The sequence below is a fragment of the Mesorhizobium sangaii genome (assembly GCF_014207355.1).
GTDB lineage: Bacteria > Pseudomonadota > Alphaproteobacteria > Rhizobiales > Rhizobiaceae > Mesorhizobium > Mesorhizobium sangaii.
In genome coordinates this window covers 997,921-1,018,955 of record NZ_JACHEF010000001.1, presented here as the reverse complement: position 1 = coordinate 1,018,955, position 21,035 = coordinate 997,921, and the positions used below count along the sequence as shown (strand labels likewise).

The 21,035-nt window shown below is 63.5% G+C and carries 24 protein-coding genes; 14 read left to right on the top strand and 10 right to left on the bottom strand.

What is annotated here, in order from left to right:
• The first annotated feature begins 24 nt into the window (after positions 1-24).
• From HNQ71_RS05130 to sbmA, 3 genes are all read left to right on the top strand, one after another.
• A complete protein-coding gene (locus tag HNQ71_RS05130) occupies positions 25-249 on the top strand; it encodes a hypothetical protein (RefSeq protein ID WP_184871461.1) in 225 nt (74 codons plus the stop codon).
• 262 nt (positions 250-511) lie between these two features.
• The gene (locus HNQ71_RS05125; protein WP_246461196.1) at positions 512-1,669 is read left to right on the top strand and encodes a YbfB/YjiJ family MFS transporter; all 1,158 of its coding nucleotides are present in this window, start codon (positions 512-514) and stop codon (positions 1,667-1,669) included.
• A 113-nt stretch (positions 1,670-1,782) separates the two neighbouring features.
• Complete coding sequence (gene sbmA / locus HNQ71_RS05120; protein ID WP_184871460.1) at positions 1,783-3,042, top strand: peptide antibiotic transporter SbmA; 1,260 nt, start codon at positions 1,783-1,785, stop codon at positions 3,040-3,042.
• A 30-nt stretch (positions 3,043-3,072) separates the two neighbouring features.
• Here sbmA and HNQ71_RS05115 read toward each other — a convergent pair whose 3' ends face one another.
• Positions 3,073-4,080: a polysaccharide deacetylase family protein gene (locus HNQ71_RS05115; protein ID WP_184871459.1), complete on the bottom strand. Its 1,008-nt coding sequence runs from the start codon at positions 4,078-4,080 to the stop codon at positions 3,073-3,075.
• 191 nt (positions 4,081-4,271) lie between these two features.
• On the opposite strand from HNQ71_RS05115, the gene HNQ71_RS05110 reads away from it, so the two are divergent.
• Both HNQ71_RS05110 and der read left to right on the top strand, forming a co-directional pair.
• On the top strand, positions 4,272-4,937 hold the full coding sequence (locus HNQ71_RS05110) for a tetratricopeptide repeat protein (protein WP_095091881.1): 666 nt from the start codon (positions 4,272-4,274) through the stop codon (positions 4,935-4,937).
• Positions 4,934-6,373, top strand: a complete 1,440-nt coding sequence (der, locus tag HNQ71_RS05105; protein ID WP_184871458.1) for a ribosome biogenesis GTPase Der — start codon at positions 4,934-4,936, stop codon at positions 6,371-6,373. The genes HNQ71_RS05110 and der overlap by 4 nt, the downstream gene beginning before the upstream one ends.
• A 27-nt stretch (positions 6,374-6,400) precedes the next feature.
• Here the strand turns inward: der and HNQ71_RS05100 are convergent, their stop codons facing one another.
• Positions 6,401-7,324, bottom strand: coding sequence for a LysR substrate-binding domain-containing protein (locus tag HNQ71_RS05100; RefSeq protein ID WP_184871457.1), 924 nt, complete (start codon positions 7,322-7,324; stop codon positions 6,401-6,403).
• Between the two features lie 123 nt (positions 7,325-7,447).
• On the opposite strand from HNQ71_RS05100, the gene HNQ71_RS05095 reads away from it, so the two are divergent.
• From HNQ71_RS05095 to HNQ71_RS05065, 7 genes are all read left to right on the top strand, one after another.
• A complete protein-coding gene (locus HNQ71_RS05095) occupies positions 7,448-8,755 on the top strand; it encodes an MFS transporter (protein ID WP_184871456.1) in 1,308 nt (435 codons plus the stop codon).
• Positions 8,756-8,875: 120 nt separating this feature from the next.
• Positions 8,876-10,060 carry a cell wall hydrolase gene (locus HNQ71_RS05090; protein WP_184871455.1) on the top strand — a complete coding sequence of 395 codons (1,185 nt, stop codon included), beginning with the start codon at positions 8,876-8,878 and terminating at the stop codon, positions 10,058-10,060.
• Between the two features lie 255 nt (positions 10,061-10,315).
• Positions 10,316-10,723, top strand: a complete 408-nt coding sequence (locus HNQ71_RS05085; protein ID WP_184871454.1) for an AtpZ/AtpI family protein — start codon at positions 10,316-10,318, stop codon at positions 10,721-10,723.
• A gap of 59 nt (positions 10,724-10,782) precedes the next feature.
• Entirely contained in the window at positions 10,783-11,541 is a 759-nt protein-coding gene (locus tag HNQ71_RS05080; protein WP_095091979.1) for a F0F1 ATP synthase subunit A, read from the top strand.
• Positions 11,542-11,624: 83 nt separating this feature from the next.
• The gene (locus tag HNQ71_RS05075; RefSeq protein WP_006206606.1) at positions 11,625-11,849 is read left to right on the top strand and encodes a F0F1 ATP synthase subunit C; all 225 of its coding nucleotides are present in this window, start codon (positions 11,625-11,627) and stop codon (positions 11,847-11,849) included.
• A gap of 67 nt (positions 11,850-11,916) precedes the next feature.
• Positions 11,917-12,516: a F0F1 ATP synthase subunit B gene (locus HNQ71_RS05070; RefSeq protein WP_184871453.1), complete on the top strand. Its 600-nt coding sequence runs from the start codon at positions 11,917-11,919 to the stop codon at positions 12,514-12,516.
• A gap of 10 nt (positions 12,517-12,526) precedes the next feature.
• Positions 12,527-13,018 carry a F0F1 ATP synthase subunit B gene (locus HNQ71_RS05065; RefSeq protein WP_184871452.1) on the top strand — a complete coding sequence of 164 codons (492 nt, stop codon included), beginning with the start codon at positions 12,527-12,529 and terminating at the stop codon, positions 13,016-13,018.
• Between the two features lie 259 nt (positions 13,019-13,277).
• On the opposite strand, the gene HNQ71_RS05060 is transcribed toward HNQ71_RS05065, so the two are convergent.
• Together HNQ71_RS05060 and HNQ71_RS05055 are read right to left on the bottom strand one after the other, a co-directional pair.
• Complete coding sequence (locus HNQ71_RS05060) at positions 13,278-13,973, bottom strand: ribonuclease HII (RefSeq protein WP_184871451.1); 696 nt, start codon at positions 13,971-13,973, stop codon at positions 13,278-13,280.
• Positions 13,974-14,125: 152 nt separating this feature from the next.
• Positions 14,126-15,280 carry a PA0069 family radical SAM protein gene (locus HNQ71_RS05055; RefSeq protein ID WP_184872241.1) on the bottom strand — a complete coding sequence of 385 codons (1,155 nt, stop codon included), beginning with the start codon at positions 15,278-15,280 and terminating at the stop codon, positions 14,126-14,128.
• Between the two features lie 150 nt (positions 15,281-15,430).
• Between HNQ71_RS05055 and HNQ71_RS05050 the strand changes: the two genes are divergently transcribed.
• Together HNQ71_RS05050 and HNQ71_RS05045 are read left to right on the top strand one after the other, a co-directional pair.
• Positions 15,431-15,946 carry a glycosyltransferase gene (locus HNQ71_RS05050; protein WP_184872240.1) on the top strand — a complete coding sequence of 172 codons (516 nt, stop codon included), beginning with the start codon at positions 15,431-15,433 and terminating at the stop codon, positions 15,944-15,946.
• Between the two features lie 148 nt (positions 15,947-16,094).
• On the top strand, positions 16,095-17,069 hold the full coding sequence (locus tag HNQ71_RS05045; RefSeq protein WP_184871450.1) for a hypothetical protein: 975 nt from the start codon (positions 16,095-16,097) through the stop codon (positions 17,067-17,069).
• 203 nt (positions 17,070-17,272) lie between these two features.
• On the opposite strand, the gene moaB is transcribed toward HNQ71_RS05045, so the two are convergent.
• The 6 genes from moaB to HNQ71_RS05015 all read right to left on the bottom strand — a co-directional run bounded on the left by moaB (position 17,273) and on the right by HNQ71_RS05015 (position 21,035).
• Positions 17,273-17,827 (bottom strand): molybdenum cofactor biosynthesis protein B, encoded by a 555-nt coding sequence (gene moaB / locus HNQ71_RS05040; protein ID WP_184871449.1) that lies wholly within the window; start codon positions 17,825-17,827, stop codon positions 17,273-17,275.
• A gap of 1 nt (position 17,828) precedes the next feature.
• Positions 17,829-18,716: a 4-(cytidine 5'-diphospho)-2-C-methyl-D-erythritol kinase gene (locus tag HNQ71_RS05035; protein WP_184871448.1), complete on the bottom strand. Its 888-nt coding sequence runs from the start codon at positions 18,714-18,716 to the stop codon at positions 17,829-17,831.
• Between the two features lie 26 nt (positions 18,717-18,742).
• Complete coding sequence (locus HNQ71_RS05030) at positions 18,743-18,928, bottom strand: membrane protein (RefSeq protein ID WP_027023000.1); 186 nt, start codon at positions 18,926-18,928, stop codon at positions 18,743-18,745.
• 139 nt (positions 18,929-19,067) lie between these two features.
• Positions 19,068-19,931: a S49 family peptidase gene (locus HNQ71_RS05025; protein ID WP_184871447.1), complete on the bottom strand. Its 864-nt coding sequence runs from the start codon at positions 19,929-19,931 to the stop codon at positions 19,068-19,070.
• Between the two features lie 79 nt (positions 19,932-20,010).
• On the bottom strand, positions 20,011-20,811 hold the full coding sequence (locus HNQ71_RS05020; RefSeq protein WP_184871446.1) for a tRNA1(Val) (adenine(37)-N6)-methyltransferase: 801 nt from the start codon (positions 20,809-20,811) through the stop codon (positions 20,011-20,013).
• Positions 20,811-21,035: a putative signal transducing protein gene (locus tag HNQ71_RS05015; protein ID WP_091576439.1), complete on the bottom strand. Its 225-nt coding sequence runs from the start codon at positions 21,033-21,035 to the stop codon at positions 20,811-20,813. The genes HNQ71_RS05020 and HNQ71_RS05015 overlap by 1 nt, the downstream gene beginning before the upstream one ends.

Below are 21,035 nucleotides of genomic sequence, written 5' to 3'. Positions count from 1 at the left end.
GGAGCCAGACCCGCGGAGCCGAAAATGCTGAGCATGTTGTCATCGCTGAAGATCTTTTTCTCGACCGATGCTCCGCATGAGCCAAGCCGGGAGAGTGAGACGCAGAGATGGCTGACCGATCCGCTTTCGCATCCTGTGCTGAACACCATGTCGGAGCGTGAATTGGGTGACGTGCCGTTCAGGCTGACGGCGCGGCGGACGGTGCACGAGACTGCTTCAGTGCATGCCGGTTTCGGTGGACACTGCTGAGAGACTGTTTGGAATTTCTACTCTGGCGGCCATCTGATGGCGTTTTCAGTGCTTCCGTTGCTCACGGACCAATGTCCGCTGCGCTACGGTTCTCGAAACCACCACCATATGACTCGCCAGAGCGAATTTCGAAACGATCTCTGAGCGGACGTCTCGCTTTCCGGCTTAAGCAAAAGTCGAGGCGAGCGCCGCGCACTGCGACCGCGCTGGCCCAACCAAAGGTGGATTGTATCACCGCCTCGCGCACTTATTGTGCGCTGCAATGACACCCACCTCGACAGCACTGCGTTTCGCCATCGCCGGCATGATCGCCATGGCTGTTGCCATGGGCATCGGCCGCTTTGTCTACACGCCGATCCTGCCGGGCATGATGGAGGAACTCCATCTGTCGCCGGCCGATGCCGGGTGGATCGCCTCCACCAACTATCTTGGCTACCTCGTCGGCGCGCTGGCGGCGGCGGGCGGTTGGGCGCAGGGACGTGAACGCATGCTGATGCTGGTGGGTCTCGGCGCCAGCACTGCCCTTGCTGCGTTGATGGGACTGTCCGACACCATGGTCGCCTTTCTCGTCATCCGCTTTCTGGCCGGCCTGGCCAGCGCCTTCGTCATGGTGTTCATGGCCAGCATCGTTTTCAGCCATATAAACGCTGCCGGCCGCGGCGACCTGCAGGCGTGGCATTTTGGCGGCGTTGGCCTCGGCATCGCAGTGTCCGCGGCGATGATGGCGGCGCTGGTCACTGAACATGCCGGCTGGCCGGCTGGCTGGCTGTGGTCGGCGGCAATTTCGGCCTGCGGTTTCGTCGTCGTCGCGCTGTTGGCGAACGAAGGCCCACTCGCCAATGGTGAAGCTACGCACGAGCCGGCGCTGCCGAAGGACTGGTCGCTGATGAAGATCATCGTCGCCTACGGCCTGTTCGGTTTTGGCTATGTGGTGACGGCGACGTTCCTGGTCGCCATCGTCCGACAAGGCGGCGGCAGCCGCGTTTTCGAGGCGATGGTGTGGATGGTCGCCGGCCTTGCCGGTTTTCCCTCGACCTGGCTCTGGCAGAAGATCGCCGCCCGGATCGGGCTTTACGCAGCCTATGCGCTGGCATGCTTCATCGAAGTTGCGGGCGTCACCGCCAACGTGGCCATCAGCGGACGCACAGGGCCGCTGCTTGGCGGCCTGCTGCTCGGCGGCACCTTCATTGCCATCACGGCACTGGGCCTGCAGGCCGCGCGGCAACAGGCGCCAAGAGCGCCGCGGCGTATCTTTGCCCTGATGACCGCGTCCTTCGGCCTTGGCCAGATCATCGGCCCGATCGCCGCCGGGTTGCTGGCGCAGATGTCAGGCGATTTCTTCCTCGCCTCGATCACCGCCGCAGTCATGCTGGTCGTCTCCGGCGCCATCACATGGTCGGCCGCGCCAAAATCGCCATGATTATGGGTTTGCTCGTTGCCGGGCATCGGGCAGGCATTTGCTTTCCACCTAATGTGTGACTTTATGCCCGCTAAACCCCGCTGATTTGCGCATCGACCGAGGAATCCCCCACAGTGTTCGTATCCTTCTTCCCGCAGCCGAAGCTTTTTTTCTCTTCGGCAGCCATCTGGAGCCTTGCCGCGATCCTGTTCTGGTTTTTCGGCGGAGAGCAGTTGGGCGCCCTTGTCGGACTGCCGCCGGCCGTGGCTGGCGCGCCCCCCATCATCGGCATCGCCATCCTTTTGTCGCCGCCGTTTCTCTGGTTCTATCTCTACTTCGCGTTTTGCGTGCTCGCCTTCTACGCGTTCTGGAGCTGGTATTCGCCGCATCCCTGGCAGCGCTGGTCGATCCTGATGACGTCGGTCATCCTGTTCTTCATCTATTTCAATGTGCAGGTCAGCGTTGCGGTCAACGCCTGGTATGGGCCTTTCTTCGACTATGTGCAGGGACTGATGTCGGGGACTGGAGAGTCGACCAACGGTGAGTTTTACATCGGATTGGCCGATTTTTCGTGGCTAGCGCTGGTCGGCATGAATGTGCAAGTGGTCAACGCCTTCATCGTCAGCCACTGGATCTTCCGCTGGCGCACCGCGATGAACAATTATTTCGTCGAGAACTGGGGCAGGCTACGCCATATCGAGGGCGCCTCGCAGCGTATCCAGGAAGACACCATGCGGTTCTCGCAGATCATGGAGGATCTCGGCTCGAGCTTCGTCCAGTCGATCATGACGTTGATCGCATTCCTGCCGGTCATGATCCAGTTGCAGGCTCACATCAGCGAGTTGCCGATTGTCGGCGCGATCCCGCAGCCCTTGGTTGTCGCAGCACTGGCCTGGTGCCTGTTCGGAACGATCTCGGTGATGATTGCCGGCCTGAAACTTCCGGGGCTGCAGTTTCGCAATCAGCGTGTCGAGGCTGCCTATCGCAAGGAACTTGTCTACGGCGAAGATCATGCGGAGAGGGCCCAGCCAGCCACCACTGCCGAGCTGTTCGCGAACGTTCGTCACAACTATTTCAGGCTCTATTTCCACTACATCTATTTCAACGTGGTCCGGTATACGTATCTGCAGGCGGACAACATCTTCTCGCTGCTGATCCTGGGTCCGTCACTCGTGGCGCACAAGATAACCTTCGGCGCACTGAACCAGATCTCGAACGCATTCGGCAAAGTGACGGGTTCGCTGCAGTTTCTTCTCACCTCCTGGTCGACCATCGTCGAGCTGCAATCGGTCCACAAGCGCCTGCGCGCCTTTGAAGCGACGCTGCAAGGCGAGCCGTTGCCGCCGATCGATCAGCGCTACCTGGAACGGCAAGGCGCCGAGGACCCGGCCTAAAGAGCTGAGGTTTGGAACCGGGTTGGCGGCTCAGCCGCCGACCGATGCTTGCTTTTTGGCGGCATCCTGCCGCGAAACATAATCGCGAAAACTGATGCATTCGACATCGGCCTTGACGCAGACCTCGCCGGCAAAACGCTCCAGCGCGTTCCAGTAGGCACCGTCATTCATCAGGGCGAAGTGGAAGCCGAGTTCCAGCGGAATGCGCTTGCCCTGATATTGCGCATCGAAGGCGGCGCGAAAGGCATCGTAGGTTCGGTTGGCGAACTCGTCCGCCTTGCTCGGCCGCTCGAAGCCGCCGGAATGTCTGACATAGAGATTGTAATCCATGGCGATCACCGGCCTCGATTTCGGTCCTTCCGGAATCTGAGGCAGTGAAAAGTGCAGGATGCCGTGGCTGGCCGTCGGCCGGGCAGGGCCCTGTGAGACACCGCTCGCGTCGAATTGGTAGCCGGCAGCCGGCAGCGCCTCGTAGAGCGCCTTGCCTGTCGACAAATACGGCGCACGGAAACCGACCACTGCATGCCTCGCGAAATCGCGCCAGCCTTTGGGCTCGGGCGCGATGCCGTTGATCGCATAGGCGTTCTCGAGAATGTGCTCGAACGAGCCGAACTCCTTCAGCCAGTCGGCCTTGCTCCAGTCCTTGCCGTCGAAATGGCCGCAGCCATGGCTGGCGATGTCGTGGCCCTCATGCGCGGCAAGTCCGATCTGCTCGAGCCGTTCGCTCACTTCCTGCTTGGAGGCGGCAAAGCCGATGTTGGATTTGCCTGATGTCTTGCCGGGCGCCGTGTATTCCTTGCGCGTTTCCGGCGACAGCAGGAACACGCAGGACAGAAAGTAGGTGAAATGCGCGCCGGTGCGCTGCGCCAGCGCGCGGCTGCGCTTCCACTGCGAAATGTCGCGGGCGCTGTCGAACGAGATGATGACGACCTGCCTGGGCTTTGCCGGCGCTGGTGGCGCGGGCGGATCGGCCAAGGCTCCGCCGGCAGTGGCGAGCGAAGCGAGGGAAAACGCAACAGCGCGGAATGGACGATACATCGGCAATCTGATCTTAACTCGGAGGATGTCTGGAAGCCGGCTATCGCGTAAATGTGGCGCGGGTGCGATTGGCCTTTTGGCCGGCCTGCCCTGGGATTGGGCGATTTTCCCGTCGAACCCCTTCCATGCCGACAAAATTTCGCTAAAACGCGGGCTGACAACGGCCCGAGAGGGCAGGAATGGTTTGATTGATGTCCGACGACAGTTTTATCCGTGAAGTCAACGACGAGATGCGTCGCGAACAGGCGCAGAAGCTATGGGACCGTTTCGGTCCCGCCTTGCTTGTCCTCGCGATCCTTGTGGTGCTCGGCACCGCCGCCTTCGTCGGCTATCGCTATTGGGACGAGACGCGCGCCAACCGCTCCGGCGATGCGTTCTCGCAGGCGCTGAAGCTTGCCAATGACGGCAAGAACGACGAAGCGCTGACCGCTCTCGACCAGTTGGAGAAGGATGGCTACGGCGCTTATCCGCTGCTCGCCCGCATGCGCGCCGCGACCGTCAAGGCCAGCAAGGGCGATGTCGATGCCGCCGTCAAGGATTTCGACGATGTCGCCGCCGATACGGCCATTCCCTCGGGCATTCGCGACATGGCCCGCCTCAGGGCAGCACTCCTGCTTGTCGATCATGGCTCGTTCGCCGATGTCTCCAGCCGTGTCGAGGCGCTTACGTCTGACACCAACACGCTGCGCCACACGGCGCGTGAGGCGCTCGGTCTTTCCGCCTGGAAGGAAGGCAAGACCCAGGACGCGCTGAAGCTGTTCGACCAGATTGCCGCCGATGACGGCGCCCCGCGCAACACCCGTGAGCGGGCAACCTTGATGTCCGAGCTGATCCGCGGGTCGGGCAGTGCGTCGTGACCTTCAAAGTCGCCATCATCGGCAGACCTAACGTCGGCAAATCGACTCTTTTCAATCGGCTTGTGGGAAGGAAGCTGGCGCTTGTCGACGACACGCCGGGCGTCACCCGCGATCGCCGCATTCATGCCGCGAAGCTTTACGACCTGCATTTCGACGTCATCGACACCGCCGGCTTCGAGGATGCCGCCGCCTCGACCTTGCCCGGCCGCATGCGCGCGCAGACCGAGATCGCCATCCGCGAGGCCGACCTGATCTTCTTCACGGTCGACGCCAAGTCCGGCCTGATGCCCGATGACAAGACTTTCGCCGAGATCGTGCGCAAGTCGGGCAAGCCGGTCGTGCTGGTCGCCAACAAGGCCGAGGCGAAGGGCGCCCAGGGCGGCATGCTGGAGGCCTGGGAACTCGGCCTCGGTGAGCCGATCCCGGTGTCGGCCGAACACGGCCAGGGCATGCCCGACCTGCGCGACGCGGTGATCGGCGCGCTTGGCGAGGCACGCGCCTTTGGTGAAGAAGAAGACGGCGGAGGCGAAGAGGTCGTCGCCGGCGAGGTGCTGATCGGCGAGGATATTGTCGACCCGGATGCGGAAGATGTGCCTTCATACGACGACACCAAGCCGATGCGCATCGCCGTCGTCGGCCGCCCGAATGCCGGCAAATCGACGCTGATCAACGCGCTGATCGGCGAGGAGCGGCTGTTGACCGGGCCGGAAGCCGGCATCACCCGCGATTCCATCTCCGTCGACTGGGACTGGCATGGCCGCCGCCTGAAACTGTTCGACACGGCCGGCATGCGCCGCAAGGCCAGGATCCACGAAAAGCTGGAAGTGATGTCGGTGCAGGATGGCCTGCGCGCCATCCGATTTGCCGAGATCGTTATCATCGTGCTCGACGCCACCATTCCTTTCGAGAAGCAGGATCTGCAGATCGCCGACCTGATCATCCGCGAGGGGCGGGCGCCGGTGATCGCCTTCAACAAATGGGACCTGATCGACCATCCCCAGGAACTTCTGGCGGAACTGCGCGAGAAGACCGAGCGGCTGCTGCCGCAGGTGCGCGGCATCCAGGCGGTGCCTGTCTCGGCCGAAACCGGGCGCGGCCTCGACAAGCTGATGGATGCGGTGCTGACGACCCACAAGGTGTGGAACAGCCGCGTCTCGACCGGCAAGCTCAACCGCTGGCTGGAAAGCATCCTGGCACATCACCCGCCGCCTGCCGTCGCCGGCCGCCGGCTGAAGGTCAAATACGTCACCCAGGCCAAGACGCGGCCGCCGGGCTTCGTCGTCCAGTGCTCGCGGCCGGATGCGATGCCGCAATCCTATGTCCGCTATCTCTCCAACAGCCTGCGCGAAGCCTTCGATATGCCTGGCGTACCGATCCGCATTGCGCTGCGCACCTCGGACAACCCGTTCGCCGGCAGGGCCAAGAAACGCAGCTGAGCATCGCTGCCCGTCCTGGCGCCACGATCACGCCACGTCGCGCAAACCGTTTTCGTTGGTCCGCGTATTATCGGGCAGCGCCTGCCGCGCCGCTTGCAGCAATATCTCGGCGAGGCGCGCTACCACGGGCTCGGGTTCGGCGTCCTTGCGGTGCAGGAACAACGTCATTTTGGGCAGTGCCGGCAGCCCGGCGATCTCCGGTGTCATCGCGCTGACGCTGGCCGGCAGGCCGATGTCGGTGCGGATCGTCAGCCCCAGTCCCGCCGCGACAGCCGCCCAGATGCCGCCAAGGCTTGGGCTGGAAAAGGCCATTCGCCACGACAGGCCGGCGCGGTCGAGCGTTTCGGTTGCCACCGTGCGCAAAAGGCAGGGTGCTTCGAGCGCCACCAGCGGCAGCGGCTCGCCATTGCGCAGGCTGGTCGCGATGCGCTTTGCCGGACCGATCCAGCGCATCTGCACGTCGGCGACGTGCTCGCTGTAGGGCAGCGTCTCGCCGCTGTGCCAGGCGAGCGCGATGTCGAGATTGCCTGAGGTGACGCGCTCGGCAAGTTCGTAGCTGCGCGCGATCCTGGCTTCGATCTTGACCTTGGGATGGGCGCGGGCGAAGCGCCCGAGCACGTCAGGCAGCACCGCCTCGCCGAAATCCTCCTGCAGCCCAAGCCGGACCCAGCCTTCCAGCTCGACGTCATGGATAGCGGATGCCGCCTCGTCGTTGAGCTCGATCAGCCGCCGCGCATAGCCGAGCATGGTCTCGCCGGCTTCGGTCAAGGCGAGGCCACGTCCCGATTTACGAAAGATCGGCGTCGCCGCCTGCTCTTCCAGTTTTTTCAACTGCGCGCTGACCGCCGACGTCGACCGGCCAAGCCGGTCGGCAGCCTTGGCGAAGCTGCCCAACTCCATGCCGGTGACGAAACTGCGGAGAACGTCGAGGTCGAATGTCACGCGTCGCATGGAGATAATCCTGATTTTCAGGATAATTGGTCAAAAACTTCCCGATATTCGGCATGAACCTATGGCGGTAAAGACGAGGCGTCAAGGTCCGGATGCGGTTGGACCATCAAGGGAACCTCAGCCATGTCGCTCGTCGCTACGGATTTGAAATGCAGCCAGGGCAGGCCTCGGCAACAAGCTGGCGCAGCCGCCGCTGGTGCTGCGACGGTTCGCTCCAATCATCGCTGGAAGGTGCTGGGCATCGGCGTTGCCGCCAATGCCAGTTTTTCCGCGACGTTCTCCGGCATCCCGGCGACGGCGGTCTTCTTGCGCTCCGGCTACCAGCTCGGCAATGGCCAGCTCGGGCTGGTTCTCGGTCTGCTCGGCCTGGGTGTGGCGCTGAGCGAACTGCCATGGGGATTGCTCACCGATCGCTGGGGCGATCGCCGCGTGCTGCTCACCGGACTCGGCGCCACCGCGGCCTGGCTGCTTCTCATGGCATTGCTGGTCGTGCCGTCGCCGGTACACCTCCCCGGGGTTGCGCTTCTGGCCGCCGTGTTGCTTGTCACGGGCTTGCTTGGCGGCAGCGTCAACGGCTCGAGCGGCCGCGCCATCATGGCCTGGTTCCGTGAAGGCGAGCGTGGCTTCGCCATGAGCATCAGGCAGACTGCGGTGCCGCTCGGCGGCGGGCTCGGCGCGCTTGTCCTGCCGTCGCTCGCCTCGGCACATGGCTTTGCAGCGGTCTACGGCCTGCTGGCCGCATTCTCCGCCGTCACGGCGCTTTTCGCGTGGCGCTGGTTGCACCAGCCGCCAATCGGCCAAGAGGCGACGTCCGCCAGCGACGCCATGGTGTCGGCCGGCCCCACACCGCTGCGCAATCCGGACGTCTGGCGCATCGCAATGGCCATCGGCCTGCTCTGCGTTCCGCAAGTGGCGGTGCTCACCTTCGCCTCCGTCTTCCTGCATGATTTCGCCGGCATGGGAACGGCAGTGATCAGCGCCAGCCTGGCAGCCGTGCAGATCGGCGCCATGGTCATGCGCGTCTGGAGCGGCCGCTTCACCGACCGACACGGCAATCGCCGCTCGTTCCTGCGCTTTTTCAGCAGGCTCAGCGCAGCCGCCTTCGCCACCCTTGCACTGCTCGTGTTTGCCATGGCCACCATTCCCGGCTGGCAGCCGGTACTTGCGACAACGATCGTTGCCGTCCTGGTCGTCGCCGGTATCTGTGTTTCAGCATGGCACGGCGTTGCCTACACCGATATTGCCACGCTTGCCGGCGCCAGCAATGCCGGGACGGCGCTCGGTCTGGCCAACAGCTTTGTCTTCGTCGCCTTCTTCCTGGTGCCGATCGCCATCCCTGGGCTTCTGGTTGTCGGATCGTGGACGGGCGTCTGGTTGTCGGCCGCCATCTGCGCGCTGATCGCCCGGCCTATCTTCCTGCGGCCGGCCTGACTTCGCAACCACGACCTTGAGCCGACTGAGAAAACCCGATCGAAGCTGTTAACGTCCCATCAAGGTTAATGCATCATTTTGCTCTCCAGTGGGGTCAGTCGCGTTCCTGGAGAGAGTTCCGTGCATCGACGTGTGTTGAAGCGGCTTGCGGCCGCCGCCGGTGAGAGAAAACGTGGCTTTTTGACCCCGTTCGTCATCGGTCTCGGCATCTGGATCGGCTTTCCGACCGTCGCCGCCTACCAGGACATAACCAGCTTTGTCTCCGGCCTCGAAGCGTCGAACACCCGCTGGAATTCCTATGTCGAGAAATCCGTCGCCGGCTCGACCCATGCGGCCGAGATGCCCTTTGTCGATTCCGACGTCACCGGCTCCATCTCCGGATCGGGCGTCTATCTGGCCGGCGTAGGCAACGTGTCGTTTCGTGGCAAGGGCGGCAAGGTAAGCGGCACGCCCGACGAGGATCGCATCGTGCGCGCCGACAAGAAAGGCCGCATCGTCCAGATTTCTCCCGTCGCGCCGCCGAAGAATTTCAATGCCGGCTCGATCTTCGAGCGCACCTCCTCCTTGCTGCGGCCCAGCATGGACAGCGGCCTGAAGATGGCTTTCGCCAAACCGCAGATCAAAGGCAAGGAAATCCAGATCGCCGCGGCGTTCCATGCGCGTGAGGACAAGAAGCCCGATCCCGGCGTGCCGGCCATGCTTGCCGCGCTGGTCAACAATGACCATCCGGATGTGCTGGCGACCGCCTATGCGCAGGCCGAGCCCGACTATGCCAAGGCGTCGCCCTTCGAAGCCCTGCTTCAGGACGAGCAGCCCAATGATGGCCGCTTCATCCCGCCGATGGCCAAGGGCGACCACTCGTGGATCCAGAACCCGCTGCCGGCGAGTGTCTTCTCCAAGAAGGAGCAGGCATGCCTTGCCAACGGCATCTATTTCGAGGCGCGAAGCGAATCCGTGCGCGGCCAGGCCGCCGTCGCCCAGGTCATCCTCAATCGCGTCCGCAACCCGGCCTATCCGAATTCGATCTGCGGCGTCGTCTACCAGAACGACAGCTGGTTCAACCGCTGCCAGTTCTCCTTCGCTTGCGACGGCAGGCGGAAGCGCATCGACAGTCCCGTCGCCTACAAGACCGCGCAGGATATCGCCATGGCCGTCACCGCCGGCAAGATATTCATCCCGGAGGTCGGATCGTCGACCCATTACTACGCCCAATATGTCCATCCCGGCTGGGCGCGCACGATGCAGAAGATGACCAAGATCGGCCTGCATATCTTCTACCGCACCTATGGCGGCGGCTGGAGCTGAGCGCCGGACAATCGCCGATCTTTTCGCGCTGCGCGCAGTCGATCGAACAGCCAACGCCGGGGGGATTCGTGCAACGCATCCCCGTTGTCGTGGCGGGCACGATGTCGCACCTTTATAACAAATTGATTTTGTTGACAAAAATACATGACAATGAACTTCCGCCCGTGGCTTGACTGGCGCAAACCCTCTAACTATGTTGCCGGCGACTTTAGAAGCGGACGGACGGTGACGGTCTGACCGGGCAGGGGGGTTGCGATGGCCGATAAAAACAGGCCAGACGGAACCGGAGAAACCGGCCGCGGCAAGCAGCATGAAACCGAAATCCGCGACGACGATCTTGAGCGCCGCCGGCGTGAACTTGAAGCATCGCTTGCGACAAGGCGGCCGGACCGGCTCGAGGGGAAAGACGACGCGAAAGCGGGCAGTGTGGCCGGTTACGGCCAGGCGCTCAAACTCTCCAGCGAGTTCATCGCCGGGGTGGTGGTGGGTGCCGGCATCGGCTGGATCATCGACCGTCTGGCGGGGACATCGCCATGGGGTCTGATCGTGTTTCTGCTGCTGGGCTTTGGCGCCGGCGTGCTCAATGTCATGCGTTCCGCGGGCGTTGTGGCAGAATTCGGACAGGGCGATAAATCGCGCCGTGACCAAGACGACAGGAAATGACCGCGCTTCATGTGTGGTAATGGTAACGAGGCCGTACGCGGCATTGACGGGGTTTGAACGTGGCAGCTGACAAGGTCGATCCGATCCACCAGTTCCATATCAACAAGCTGATACCGATCGAGATCGGCGGCTACGACCTGTCTTTCACCAATTCGGCGCTGTTCATGGTCGCAACCGTGGTCGTTGCGGCGGCATTTCTGTTTCTCACCACCTCGAGCCGCAGCCTGGTTCCCGGCCGGCTTCAGTCGGTCTCCGAGATGGCCTATGAGTTCGTCGGCAACATGTTGCGCGATGCCGCCGGCACGCAGGGCATGAAGTTCTTCCCGTTCGTGTTCTCGCTGTTCATGTTCGTGCTGGTCGCCAATCTGCTTGGCCTGTTCCCTTATTTCTTCACCGTCACCAGCCATATCATCGTCACCTTCGGCCTCGCGGCTTTGGTGATCGGAACTGTGGTCGTCTACGGTTTCATGAAGCACGGTCTGGGCTTCCTGAAGCTGTTCGTGCCGCATGGCGTGCCGGTGTTCCTGCTGCCGCTGGTGGTGCTGATCGAGGTGATCTCCTTCGTGTCGCGCCCGGTCAGCCTCTCGGTTCGTCTGTTCGCCAACATGCTCGCCGGCCACATCACCCTGAAGGTGTTTTCTGGATTTGTCGTCAGCCTGAGCGCGCTGGGCGCGGTCGGCGTGGCGGGCTCGGTCCTGCCGCTGGCAATGGCGGTGGCGCTGACGGCGCTGGAACTGCTGGTCGCTTTCCTGCAGGCCTACGTCTTTGCCGTGTTGACCTGCATGTACCTCAACGACGCGCTGCACCCCGGGCACTGATCAAGAGTTTCCGGCCCAAGAGTTTCCAACATTGGCGCTGGATAGAATCGCAACGGAATTTTAGATCCAAAGGAGTTGAACAAATGGACGCAGAAGCAGCAAAGTACATCGGCGCCGGCATCGCTTGCCTGGGCATGGGTGGCGCGGGCATTGGCCTCGGCAACATCTTCGGCAGCTACCTGGCGGGCGCTCTGCGCAACCCGTCGGCTGCTGATGGCCAGTTCGGCCGTCTGATCTTCGGCTTCGCCGTGACCGAAGCTCTGGGCATTTTCTCGCTTCTCATCGCGCTTCTGGCCCTGTTCGGCTGAGCTAAGCGTTGGGAAGATTGGACAGGCCGGCCGCGCGAGCGGCAGGCCTGAATTTCGGGGATAGTCCATGTTCGTGACATCTGCCTTCGCGCAAGAGTCCGCACCTGCAGCCGACACCAGCCACGCTGCGACGGAAGGCGACACGCATTCCGGCACCAGCGTGCCTGCCGAAGCGCACGGCACGTTTCCGCCATTCGATCCTGCGACGTTCCCGTCGCAGCTTCTGTGGCTGGCGATCACTTTCGGGCTGTTCTACCTCTTCCTGAAGCGGGTCGTGATGCCGCGAGTCGGGGGCATCATCGAGGTCCGCAACGACCGCATCACGCAGGACCTCGACCAGGCGAGCAAGTTGAAGGGCGAGGCCGACGCTGCCGTTGCTGCCTACGAGCAGGAACTGGCGGAAGCCAAGACCAAGGCCAACGCGATCGGCCAGCAGGCCAGCGATGCAGCCAAGGCCGAAGCCGAGACCGCACGCAAGAAAGTCGAGGCAGCTCTCGACGAGAAGCTTGGCGAGGCCGAAGCCCGCATTTCTTCCATCAAGGCCAATGCCATGAGGGAAGTCGGCAGCATCGCCGAGGACACCGCTTCGGCGATCGTCGAGGCACTGGTCGGCGGCAAGGCCAGCAAGGCCGAGATCGCGGCCGCGGTCAAATCCGTGGCCCGGTGAGGAGCGCATCATGGATTACACATCTCTCGCGACGCTCTGGGCAACGATAGCCCTCATCATCTTCCTCGGCGTTGCCGTCTACATCAAGGTGCCTGGCATGATCGCCAAGGCGCTCGACGCCCGCGCCGCCAGGATCAGCAACGAGCTGGATGAAGCGCGCCGGCTGCGCGAGGAGGCCCAGCAACTGCTCGGCCAGTACCAGCGCAAGCGCAAGGAAGCCGAGAAGGAGGCCGCAGACATCGTTGCGGCCGCCAAGCGCGAAGCCGACATGCTTGCAGCGGAAGCGCACAAGAAGACCGAGGATTATGTCGCCAGGCGCACCGCGCTTGCCGAACAGAAGATCGGTCAGGCCGAGCGCGACGCCATCAGCGAAGTCCGCGCCAGCGCCGTCGACATCGCCGTCGAGGCCGCGCGTGCGCTGCTCGCCGGCAAGATGGACGCCAAGGCCGGCGCCGACCTCTTCAAGGCATCGCTTGCGGATGTGAAGTCCAAGCTCAACTGAGCCTGTAACATCGAGTAAGAAAAAAGCCGCCCGGGAAACCTGGCGGCTTTTTTGTTGTGGAAAACCCATTGGCGAAACGGCTGAGCGGCTAATCTCCCCCCTCGAGGGGGAGATGGCCGGCAGGCCAGAGGGGGTAGCCGCGCGTCAAGCGCCGACCTCATCTTCCTGGTTACACGAGGCGTCGCGTCAGCGGAGGCGACCCCCTCTGTCGCCTTCGGCACATCTCCCCTCAAGGAGGGAGATTATCCGCTCGTCGGCTTCAATCCAATCCGGCCAAGCTCTCTTCTTCCGCAACCTCAGTCCCACCCAGCCTGAACGGCGCGAAGGACACGCGGTGCAGTCGCGCCACCGGCCCATGCGCTTCGATCGCCGTGCGATGGCGGGCCGTGGCGTAGCCCATGTGGACTTCGAACCCGTAGCGATCGTGATGGTTGCCGCAGCCGCACATCATGCGGTCGCGCATCACCTTGGCGACGATCGAGGCGGCGGCGATGGATTGTGAGCGCTGGTCGCCCTTGATCAGCGCGCGTCCCGCGCAGGGCAATCCTGGCGGCACGTCGCGTCCGTCGGCGAGCGCGAGCTTAGGTTGGACCGACAGGCCGACCAGGGCGCGGCGCATCGCTTCCAGGCTGGCCTTGAGGATGTTGCTGCCGTCGATGCCCTCGGCGCTGATGGACGCCATCGAAACCGCCAGCGCGGAGCCAAGAATTCGCACGAACAGCGCTTCGCGTTGCAGATGGCTGAGACGTTTGGAATCGTCGAGCCCGTCTGGAATGTTGGCGGGATCGAGCACCACCGCCGCGGCGACCACGGGCCCGGCTAGCGGACCGCGGCCGGCCTCGTCCATGCCCGCCACCGGCCACAGGCCGTCGGCCATCGCCTTCGTCTCGAAGGAGAAATCGGGTTTCTCGATGATCTCAAAGAGAAGCGGAGAATCGGAACGCGCGCGAGCCATGTTGCGGCGAGGTTCGCATCGGCTCCGATTCTCCGCAAGTCCCTCCGGGTCGGGTGGGGCGCCGGACCGGGAGGGCACCGTCTGCAGGCCGGGGCAGGCCGGACGGGATTCTTGTGCCGCGACAGGTCAAACCGCCGCGGGGGATTGTCTTTTCAAAGCAGGGTCAGTTGCACCTGGTCCTTGCCGCCGGCCACGAACTGATCGGTCCGAAGCGTGCGCCGTTCGACGTTGAGGCCGAGCCGCTTGGCGGTGATCTCGAAGCGCCGGCCGATCTGCCAGGCGTAGGGACCAGCACCCTTCATGCGCTTGCCCCATTCCGAATCGTAGTCCTTGCCATCGCGCATCGAGCGGATCAGCGACATCACGTGGCGGTAGCGGTCGGGATAGTGGCGCAGCAACCAGTCCTTGAAGATAGGGCTGACCTCCAGCGGCAGGCGCAGCACGACATAGCCCGCTTCGCGCGCGCCGGCGGCGCGCGCCGAATCGAGGATGCGTTCCATCTCCTGGTCGGTCAGGCCGGGGATGATCGGCGCCACCATGACCGAAGCCGGAATGCCGGCATCCGAAAGCTGCCGGATCGCCTCCAGCCGCTTGGTCGGCGTCGAGGCGCGTGGCTCCATCGTTCTGGCCAGCATGCGATCGAGCGTCGTCACCGACAGCGCCACCTTGGCCAGTCCGCGTTCCGCCATGCGCGACAGGATATTGATGTCGCGCGTCACCAAAGCGGACTTGGTGACGATGCCGACCGGATGGCCGCGCGCTTCAAGCACTTCGAGGATCTCACGCATGATCCGATATTGCTTCTCGATCGGCTGGTAGGGATCGGTGTTGGTGCCGATGGCGATGGTGCGCGGCTGGTAGCCGTCCTTCGACAGTTCCTTGTCGAGCAGTCGCGCCGCGTCCGGCTTGGCGAACAGCTTCGATTCGAAATCGAGACCCGGCGACAGGCCCATGAAACTGTGAGTAGGCCGGGCAAAGCAATAGACGCAGCCATGTTCGCAGCCACGATAGGGGTTGATCGACCGGTCGAAGGAGATGTCGGGCGATTCGTTGCGGGTGATGATGGTGCGCGGCTTCTCGACCTGCACCTCGGTCTTGAAGGGCGGCAGTTCCTCCAGTGAATTCCAGCCATCGTCGAAGACATGCCGGCTGACCGGCTCGAACCGGCCGGACGGATTGATGCCCGCCGACCTGCCGCGATTGCGGTCCGGACGGACACGCACGCCACTCTGCTCGATCATTGCATTGGCCATCTCGGCTCTTCCAGCTCCGAAAGCTGCAATGTCGGCGCGCACGATCTGTTCCATCTTCGCCCGCTCCCAGGGACTTTCCATGTTGTGTCGAATCGCTCTGCTCATGAAATTATTCCTATTTCGCCGATGAGAACAAAGCAAGAACTTTCTAGCGTGCGCCGCAAAAACTGGCGCTGCGTTCGGCTTTCCGCTATTCGGCCAATGATGCTCAGTGTTCTGATCGAAACCCGCAACGACGAGGAGGGCCTCGCCCGCACGCTCGCCTCGCTGATTGGCGGCGCGGTCGAGGGCGTTGTGCGTGACGTCATCGTCTGCGACACGGGTTCAACCGACCAGACGCATCGCGTTGCCGAGCATGCCGGCTGTCATTACGTGATTGGCGGTATCGCTGTCGGTATTCGCCAGGCCAAGGGGGACTGGCTGCTGCTCCTGGAGCCGGGCGCGCGGCTGGTGGACGGCTGGATCGATGCGGTCGTTGCCCACACGTCCAGGCAGACCATGGCGGCGCGCTTCTCGCGGGCGCGCGGCAGCCGCACGCCGTTCCTGGCCCGGGTGTTTTCGGGGCGCGCTTTGGCCGAGGGTTTGCTGATCAGCAAGCATCAAGCCGCGGCAGCGTCGAAGCGGGCCGGCAGCGCCGAGGCCATCGCACGCGGCCTCGCGACAAAGCGGCTCGACGCCGAAATCTGGGTGGCGCCGCCGAAGCAGCGCTCCCCGGAGTGATTTTTTTGCAGCTGCTTTCTTCATTGTGCATTGCACAAAATCTGACGCGAGGTTAGTTTCCCGTTCAGAAGGGTGGATTGGGTTTGGGTCATGCCGAGTGGTGAGCACCGATGCGGCATCGGCGCCCACGCTCATAGCCGAGGACCCGATGAAGCTTTCGACTCCCAACAAATCCGGCGCTGCCAGTCTTGAGGCCGTTGCGCGCAACGGCAGCCTGCTGCACCGCATCGCCGTGCGCATTCCGACCTATCTGACGGACCTGCGCGAAAACCCTGCCTGGCTGCCGATGTTCGTGCTGGCGCGCACAATGCCAGGACGCCGGATGCATTGGCTTGGCGCAAAACGCGCTCGTCCGGCGGATAATTCGAGGGATACGATATTTGCCGGCGTCGACCGCCAAGCAGTGGTCGAAGCGCTGCGCACCGACGGGTTGTTTTCGGGCCTGATGCTGCCGCCGGCGATCCATGAAGAGATCGCCAGTTTCGCCCAGCGCACGCCTTGCTTCGGCAATTTCGATCGCCGCCTCGAATTCATGCCTGCTGAACATGCCGAGGCCGAGAAGCGCTTTGGCCGCTCGCTGCTCAGCGGACATTTTTTCGAGCGTATCCTCGATTGCCGGGCGGCGCTCGCCATCCAGCGAGATCCGCTTCTTCTGGATATTGCCGCGCACTACCTCGGCGGCCAGGCAAAACTGATCACCACGCGCGTCTGGTGGAGTTTTCCGACGGGTGAGGCTTCGGACGCCGATAAGAACCTTGCCTCGCTTGGCAAGTATCATTTCGACCTTGACGACTGGCGCATGCTGAAATTCTTCTTCTATCTCAAGCCGGTCGACGCCGACACTGGCCCGCATGTCTATGTCCGGGGCAGTCACAAGCGCCGCAGCCTCAAGCATCAGCTCACCTTGCTGGTCGGCCATCCCGCGCAAGAGGTTCTGGATGTCTATGGCGAGCAGAGCCCGGTGACGCTGACCGGTGAAGCCGGTCTCGGCTTCGTCGAGGATCCCTTTGGCTTCCACATGGGCACGGTGCCGGCGCGCACGCCGAGATTGATGATGGAAGTCGGCTTCGGCGTATCACCGCCCTCACGCCGGCGCTTTCATGGCGAGCCAGTCATCCGCTGAATCGAGCTCGGTTGAACCCAAGGCGAACGTTGCCGCAATGGCATCCGCCGGTATGCACATTGATCGCAGATGCCCTGTCGTGACGGCGATGATCGCCTTCACGCAGGGTGCTTTTTCGATGGCCCGGTTTGAATAGGTTTCGAAGGCGCCGGTATTATTCTGAATCGCAAATGCGGCGTGGAACGGGCGCTTTGCCTCGACTCTTACGGAGCCGATTTTCCGCGCCGCAGATGCTCGTCCAGGCGAGGCATGATCTCGACGAAGTTGCAGGGCATGTGCCGGTAGTCGAGCTGCGCCTTGAGGATGCCGTCCCAGGCGTCCCTGCAGGCGCCCGGCGAGCCCGGCAGCACGAAGACGAAGGTGGCGTTGACGACGCCGCCGGTCGCCCGGCTCTGGATCGTCGAGGTGCCGATCTTGTCGTAGGAGATGCGGTGGAAGACTTCCGAAAAGCCGTCCATGCGCTTTTCGAAGATCGGCTCCAGCGCTTCCGGCGTCACGTCGCGGCCGGTGAAGCCAGTACCGCCAGTGGTGATGACGACATCGATCGCCGCATCCTGCGACCAGCCGAGGACCTTGTCGCGGATTTTTTCGCGGTCATCGGTGACGATATCTCGGGCGGCGAGGACGTGGCCGGCTTCAGCGATGCGGTCGACCAGCGTCTGGCCGGATTTGTCGTCGATGAGGCTGCGCGTGTCCGACACGGTCAGCACCGCGATGCGGATCGGAATGAAGGGCCGGCTCTCGTCAATCCTGGCCATTTCAGTCAGCCTCCGATGTCATGCTGCGCGTCGCGGCGACGAACCAGTCGGGCTGGCGGCTGCGGATGTCGGCGGCAGCGCGCTTGGCGACATTGCCGGTCTCGAACAGGCCGAAGCATGTCGCGCCGGATCCAGACATCCGGGAGAAGCCCGATCCAGCCTTGTTAAGCCAGGAAAGCGCTCTGCCGATGGCGGGCTGAATCGCCAGCGCCGCGGGCTCAAGATCATTGCGGGTGATCTCCAGCCAGTTGCGCAGGCTATGGAAGTCGATGCTGCGCGGCAGAGGCGGCAGGGGCTCATTGTCGCGACGCGACAGCGCTGCAAACACCTCGGCGGTCGAGAGGGCCGTTCCGGGATTGACCAGCACCAGCCCCAGCGCCGAAAAATCCGGCACCATCGACAGCTCGTCGCCGATGCCACGCGCGACCAGCGGCTTGGCCGCCAGGCACATCGGCACATCGGCGCCAAGCGAAAGGCCGATCCGCGCCAGCTCGGTGCTGTCCATGCTCAGGGCCCATGTCTCCGCCAGTCCGCGCAGGACGGCTGCAGCGTCGCTCGAGCCGCCGCCGACGCCGGAGGCAACCGGCAGGTTCTTTTCGAGCCGGATGGCGACCGGCGGGGTTCTCTTAGGCCCAGCCTCTCTTCGCAGGGCGTCGCGGGCCTTGAGCACCAGATTGCTGGCGTCGAGGGGAACGGCCTGCGCGTAGCGGCCAGTCACGGTAAAATCATCGCTGTCGGCGAGTGTGATCTCAACCCGGTCGCCAAAACGCGTGAACACGGCCAGGCTTTCGATCAGGTGATAGCCGTCAGGGCGCCTGCCGGTGACATGCAGCGCCAGATTGATCTTGGCGTGCGCGTGCCAGGTACGCGACCCGATCTCGGTGTCCACGGCGTCAGTCGTATGCGGGATGATGCTCAGTCCTTGGCCAGCCGGTATTCGCCGGTCTTCGGATCCTTGACCAGCGTGCCCATGGCACCGTTTGCCGCCTGCTTTTCGGTGCGCCGCACCTTGGCGGTCACGCGCTCGGCTTCCCGGATGAAGGTGCGGTAGCCGAAATAGGCGGCGACGCCAACGACGGTGAAGAAAATGATCTGCGGCATGTCAAAACTCCCCCACGCTGGGCCGGCGAAGGCGGCCGGTCGGGTCGGTTGATGCATGTCGCCCAAAAGTGGATCCAGAATTGGGAAAACGACATGCATAAGACTTCAAGCTCTCATGCTAGACGGTTTTGCCCGGTTTTCAAAGCCCGAAGCGAGACCACAACGCGCGCTCTTCCGCCGCATCGATCACGCCGCTGGCGGCTGCCGCGGCGATATCGGGCACTGAGAAGCCCTTGCTGGAGCCGAACAGGCTGAACCGGCTGAGGAAACCGCGCGGCGCCGTGACCAGCCTGAGCTGGGTCTTCGGTCCGAAACGGGTCTTGAGCACCGTGCGCATGTCGCCGAGTGCATCGACCAGGCCGAGTTCGAGACCCTTCATGCCGGTCCAGAACAGACCGGTGAAGAGGTCCGGATCGTCCTTCAGCTTCGTGCCGCGCCTTTCCTTGACGAGGTCGATGAAGGTGCCGTGCACCTCGAGTTGCAGCGCTTTCAGGCGCTCGACGTCTTCCTTCTTCTCGGGCTTGAACGGATCGAGCACAGCCTTGTTCTGGCCGGCGGTGTGGACCCGGCGCTCGACACCGATCTTCTTCATCAGCTCCGGGAAACCGAACGAGGCCGACACCACGCCGATCGAACCGACGATGGAGGACGGATCGGCGAAGATCTCGTCGCCGGCAACCGCGATCATGTAGCCGCCCGATGCCGCGACGTCCTCGACGAAGACCAGCACTTTCTTGTTCTTTTCGCTCGCCAGGTCGCGGATACGCTTGAAGATCAGCCGCGATTGCACCGGCGAGCCGCCTGGCGAATTGATCGAGATGGCGACCGCCGGCGCATCGTAGGAAAACGCCTTCTCGATGAGGCCGGCGGTCGAGGCCAGCGACAGGCTCGGCCGGAACTGGCCACCCCCGGGCATGATGGTGCCGTGCAGCCGGATGACCGGAATGGTGACGACGGTGGAGCGCCAGGACTTCGGCAGCAGGCGGTTGATAAGTCGTTTCACGAGGGCGCGGTCTCCGGTCGATAGGTTGCACGCATGTAGGAACTCCCTGGCCAACGGCAATGTGGCCGGTAAGAATAGCTCAATCTCCGAACAGCGAGGCGAGGCCGTTGGCAATCATTTCGCTGCGCTCATCGGGTCCGTCGCCCGATTGCGCATGAAGCATCAGGGGAGGGCGAATGGCGAGCTTCCCTCGCGCCCCGAGCGCAGCCCTGACGACGATGCGGATCGCCGCCGCGTCGGGGCGAGGGTGGACGGCAAGCATTTCGGCATCGCCGAAGCGGCCGGACATCGCATCGAGAATGGCGCCGAGCTGCTCGGGCCGGGCGATGACGGCGAGACCGCCGCGCGGCCTGACCACAGCGGCAGCGCTGCGGATCCAGCTCTCGAACAGTCCGTCCTCGGTGACGTGGGCTTCCTTTCTCAGCCGATCGGGCGTGGCACGGTCCCGCGCGGCGTTGAAAGGTGGGTTCATGATGACGAAGTCGAAGTCATTGTCGGCGAGGCCGGCCGCCGCCCGCGCCCGTCCCGATACGGTGACATCGGCGATGAGCACCGAGGCCCGGTCGCTGAGATGGGCATTGCCGGGATGAGCAAGGGTAGCCGCCGCGAAAGCGGCCATTTCCGGCGCCCGTTCGACCAGCACGGCCGCGGCCGCAGGACAGCGCGACAGCACCGCAAGGCCCGCGGCCCCGGCGCCGGCGCCGAAGTCGGCGAGACGTCCGCCAAAGGAGGATGGCACGGACGCCGCCAGCATCATGGCATCCATGCCGGCGCGATGGCCGCCTTGCTTGGGCTGCACGAGCCAGAACCGGCCGCGATGGAAGGCATCGACCGTATGGGCCGGCGTGTCCGGGGCAAGGGTGGCCGGCGCGGCGGACATTATTTCCCGCGGATCTCGTTGGCGATGCCGGCATCGGTCAGGATGCGACGTGCCGCGTCGGCCTGGTCGGCGTCGACCATGATGCGACGCGGCAGGATGCCGAGCGAGCCGTCGAGCACGCTCATGTTCTGGTCGGCGACGAAGCAACCGATGCCGGCATCGCGCATCAGCGATTCGACAAAGGAGATGATGACGGCGTCGTTGGTGCGAATGAGCTCTATCAT

What these genes read in the sequence shown, in the direction of transcription:
- HNQ71_RS05130 (WP_184871461.1), top strand. Translation starts at nt 25, where the DNA reads ATGCTGAGCATGTTGTCATCGCTGAAGATCTTTTTCTCGACCGATGCT.
- HNQ71_RS05125 (WP_246461196.1), top strand. Translation starts at nt 512, where the DNA reads ATGACACCCACCTCGACAGCACTGCGTTTCGCCATCGCCGGCATGATC.
- HNQ71_RS05115 (WP_184871459.1), bottom strand. Translation starts at nt 4,080, where the DNA reads ATGTATCGTCCATTCCGCGCTGTTGCGTTTTCCCTCGCTTCGCTCGCC.
- HNQ71_RS05110 (WP_095091881.1), top strand. Translation starts at nt 4,272, where the DNA reads ATGTCCGACGACAGTTTTATCCGTGAAGTCAACGACGAGATGCGTCGC.
- HNQ71_RS05100 (WP_184871457.1), bottom strand. Translation starts at nt 7,324, where the DNA reads ATGCGACGCGTGACATTCGACCTCGACGTTCTCCGCAGTTTCGTCACC.
- HNQ71_RS05095 (WP_184871456.1), top strand. Translation starts at nt 7,448, where the DNA reads ATGTCGCTCGTCGCTACGGATTTGAAATGCAGCCAGGGCAGGCCTCGG.
- HNQ71_RS05085 (WP_184871454.1), top strand. Translation starts at nt 10,316, where the DNA reads ATGGCCGATAAAAACAGGCCAGACGGAACCGGAGAAACCGGCCGCGGC.
- HNQ71_RS05075 (WP_006206606.1), top strand. Translation starts at nt 11,625, where the DNA reads ATGGACGCAGAAGCAGCAAAGTACATCGGCGCCGGCATCGCTTGCCTG.
- HNQ71_RS05070 (WP_184871453.1), top strand. Translation starts at nt 11,917, where the DNA reads ATGTTCGTGACATCTGCCTTCGCGCAAGAGTCCGCACCTGCAGCCGAC.
- HNQ71_RS05065 (WP_184871452.1), top strand. Translation starts at nt 12,527, where the DNA reads ATGGATTACACATCTCTCGCGACGCTCTGGGCAACGATAGCCCTCATC.
- HNQ71_RS05060 (WP_184871451.1), bottom strand. Translation starts at nt 13,973, where the DNA reads ATGGCTCGCGCGCGTTCCGATTCTCCGCTTCTCTTTGAGATCATCGAG.
- HNQ71_RS05055 (WP_184872241.1), bottom strand. Translation starts at nt 15,280, where the DNA reads ATGGAACAGATCGTGCGCGCCGACATTGCAGCTTTCGGAGCTGGAAGA.
- HNQ71_RS05050 (WP_184872240.1), top strand. Translation starts at nt 15,431, where the DNA reads ATGCTCAGTGTTCTGATCGAAACCCGCAACGACGAGGAGGGCCTCGCC.
- HNQ71_RS05045 (WP_184871450.1), top strand. Translation starts at nt 16,095, where the DNA reads ATGAAGCTTTCGACTCCCAACAAATCCGGCGCTGCCAGTCTTGAGGCC.
- moaB (WP_184871449.1), bottom strand. Translation starts at nt 17,827, where the DNA reads ATGGCCAGGATTGACGAGAGCCGGCCCTTCATTCCGATCCGCATCGCG.
- HNQ71_RS05030 (WP_027023000.1), bottom strand. Translation starts at nt 18,928, where the DNA reads ATGCCGCAGATCATTTTCTTCACCGTCGTTGGCGTCGCCGCCTATTTC.
- HNQ71_RS05020 (WP_184871446.1), bottom strand. Translation starts at nt 20,811, where the DNA reads ATGTCCGCCGCGCCGGCCACCCTTGCCCCGGACACGCCGGCCCATACG.
- HNQ71_RS05015 (WP_091576439.1), bottom strand. Translation starts at nt 21,035, where the DNA reads ATGATAGAGCTCATTCGCACCAACGACGCCGTCATCATCTCCTTTGTC.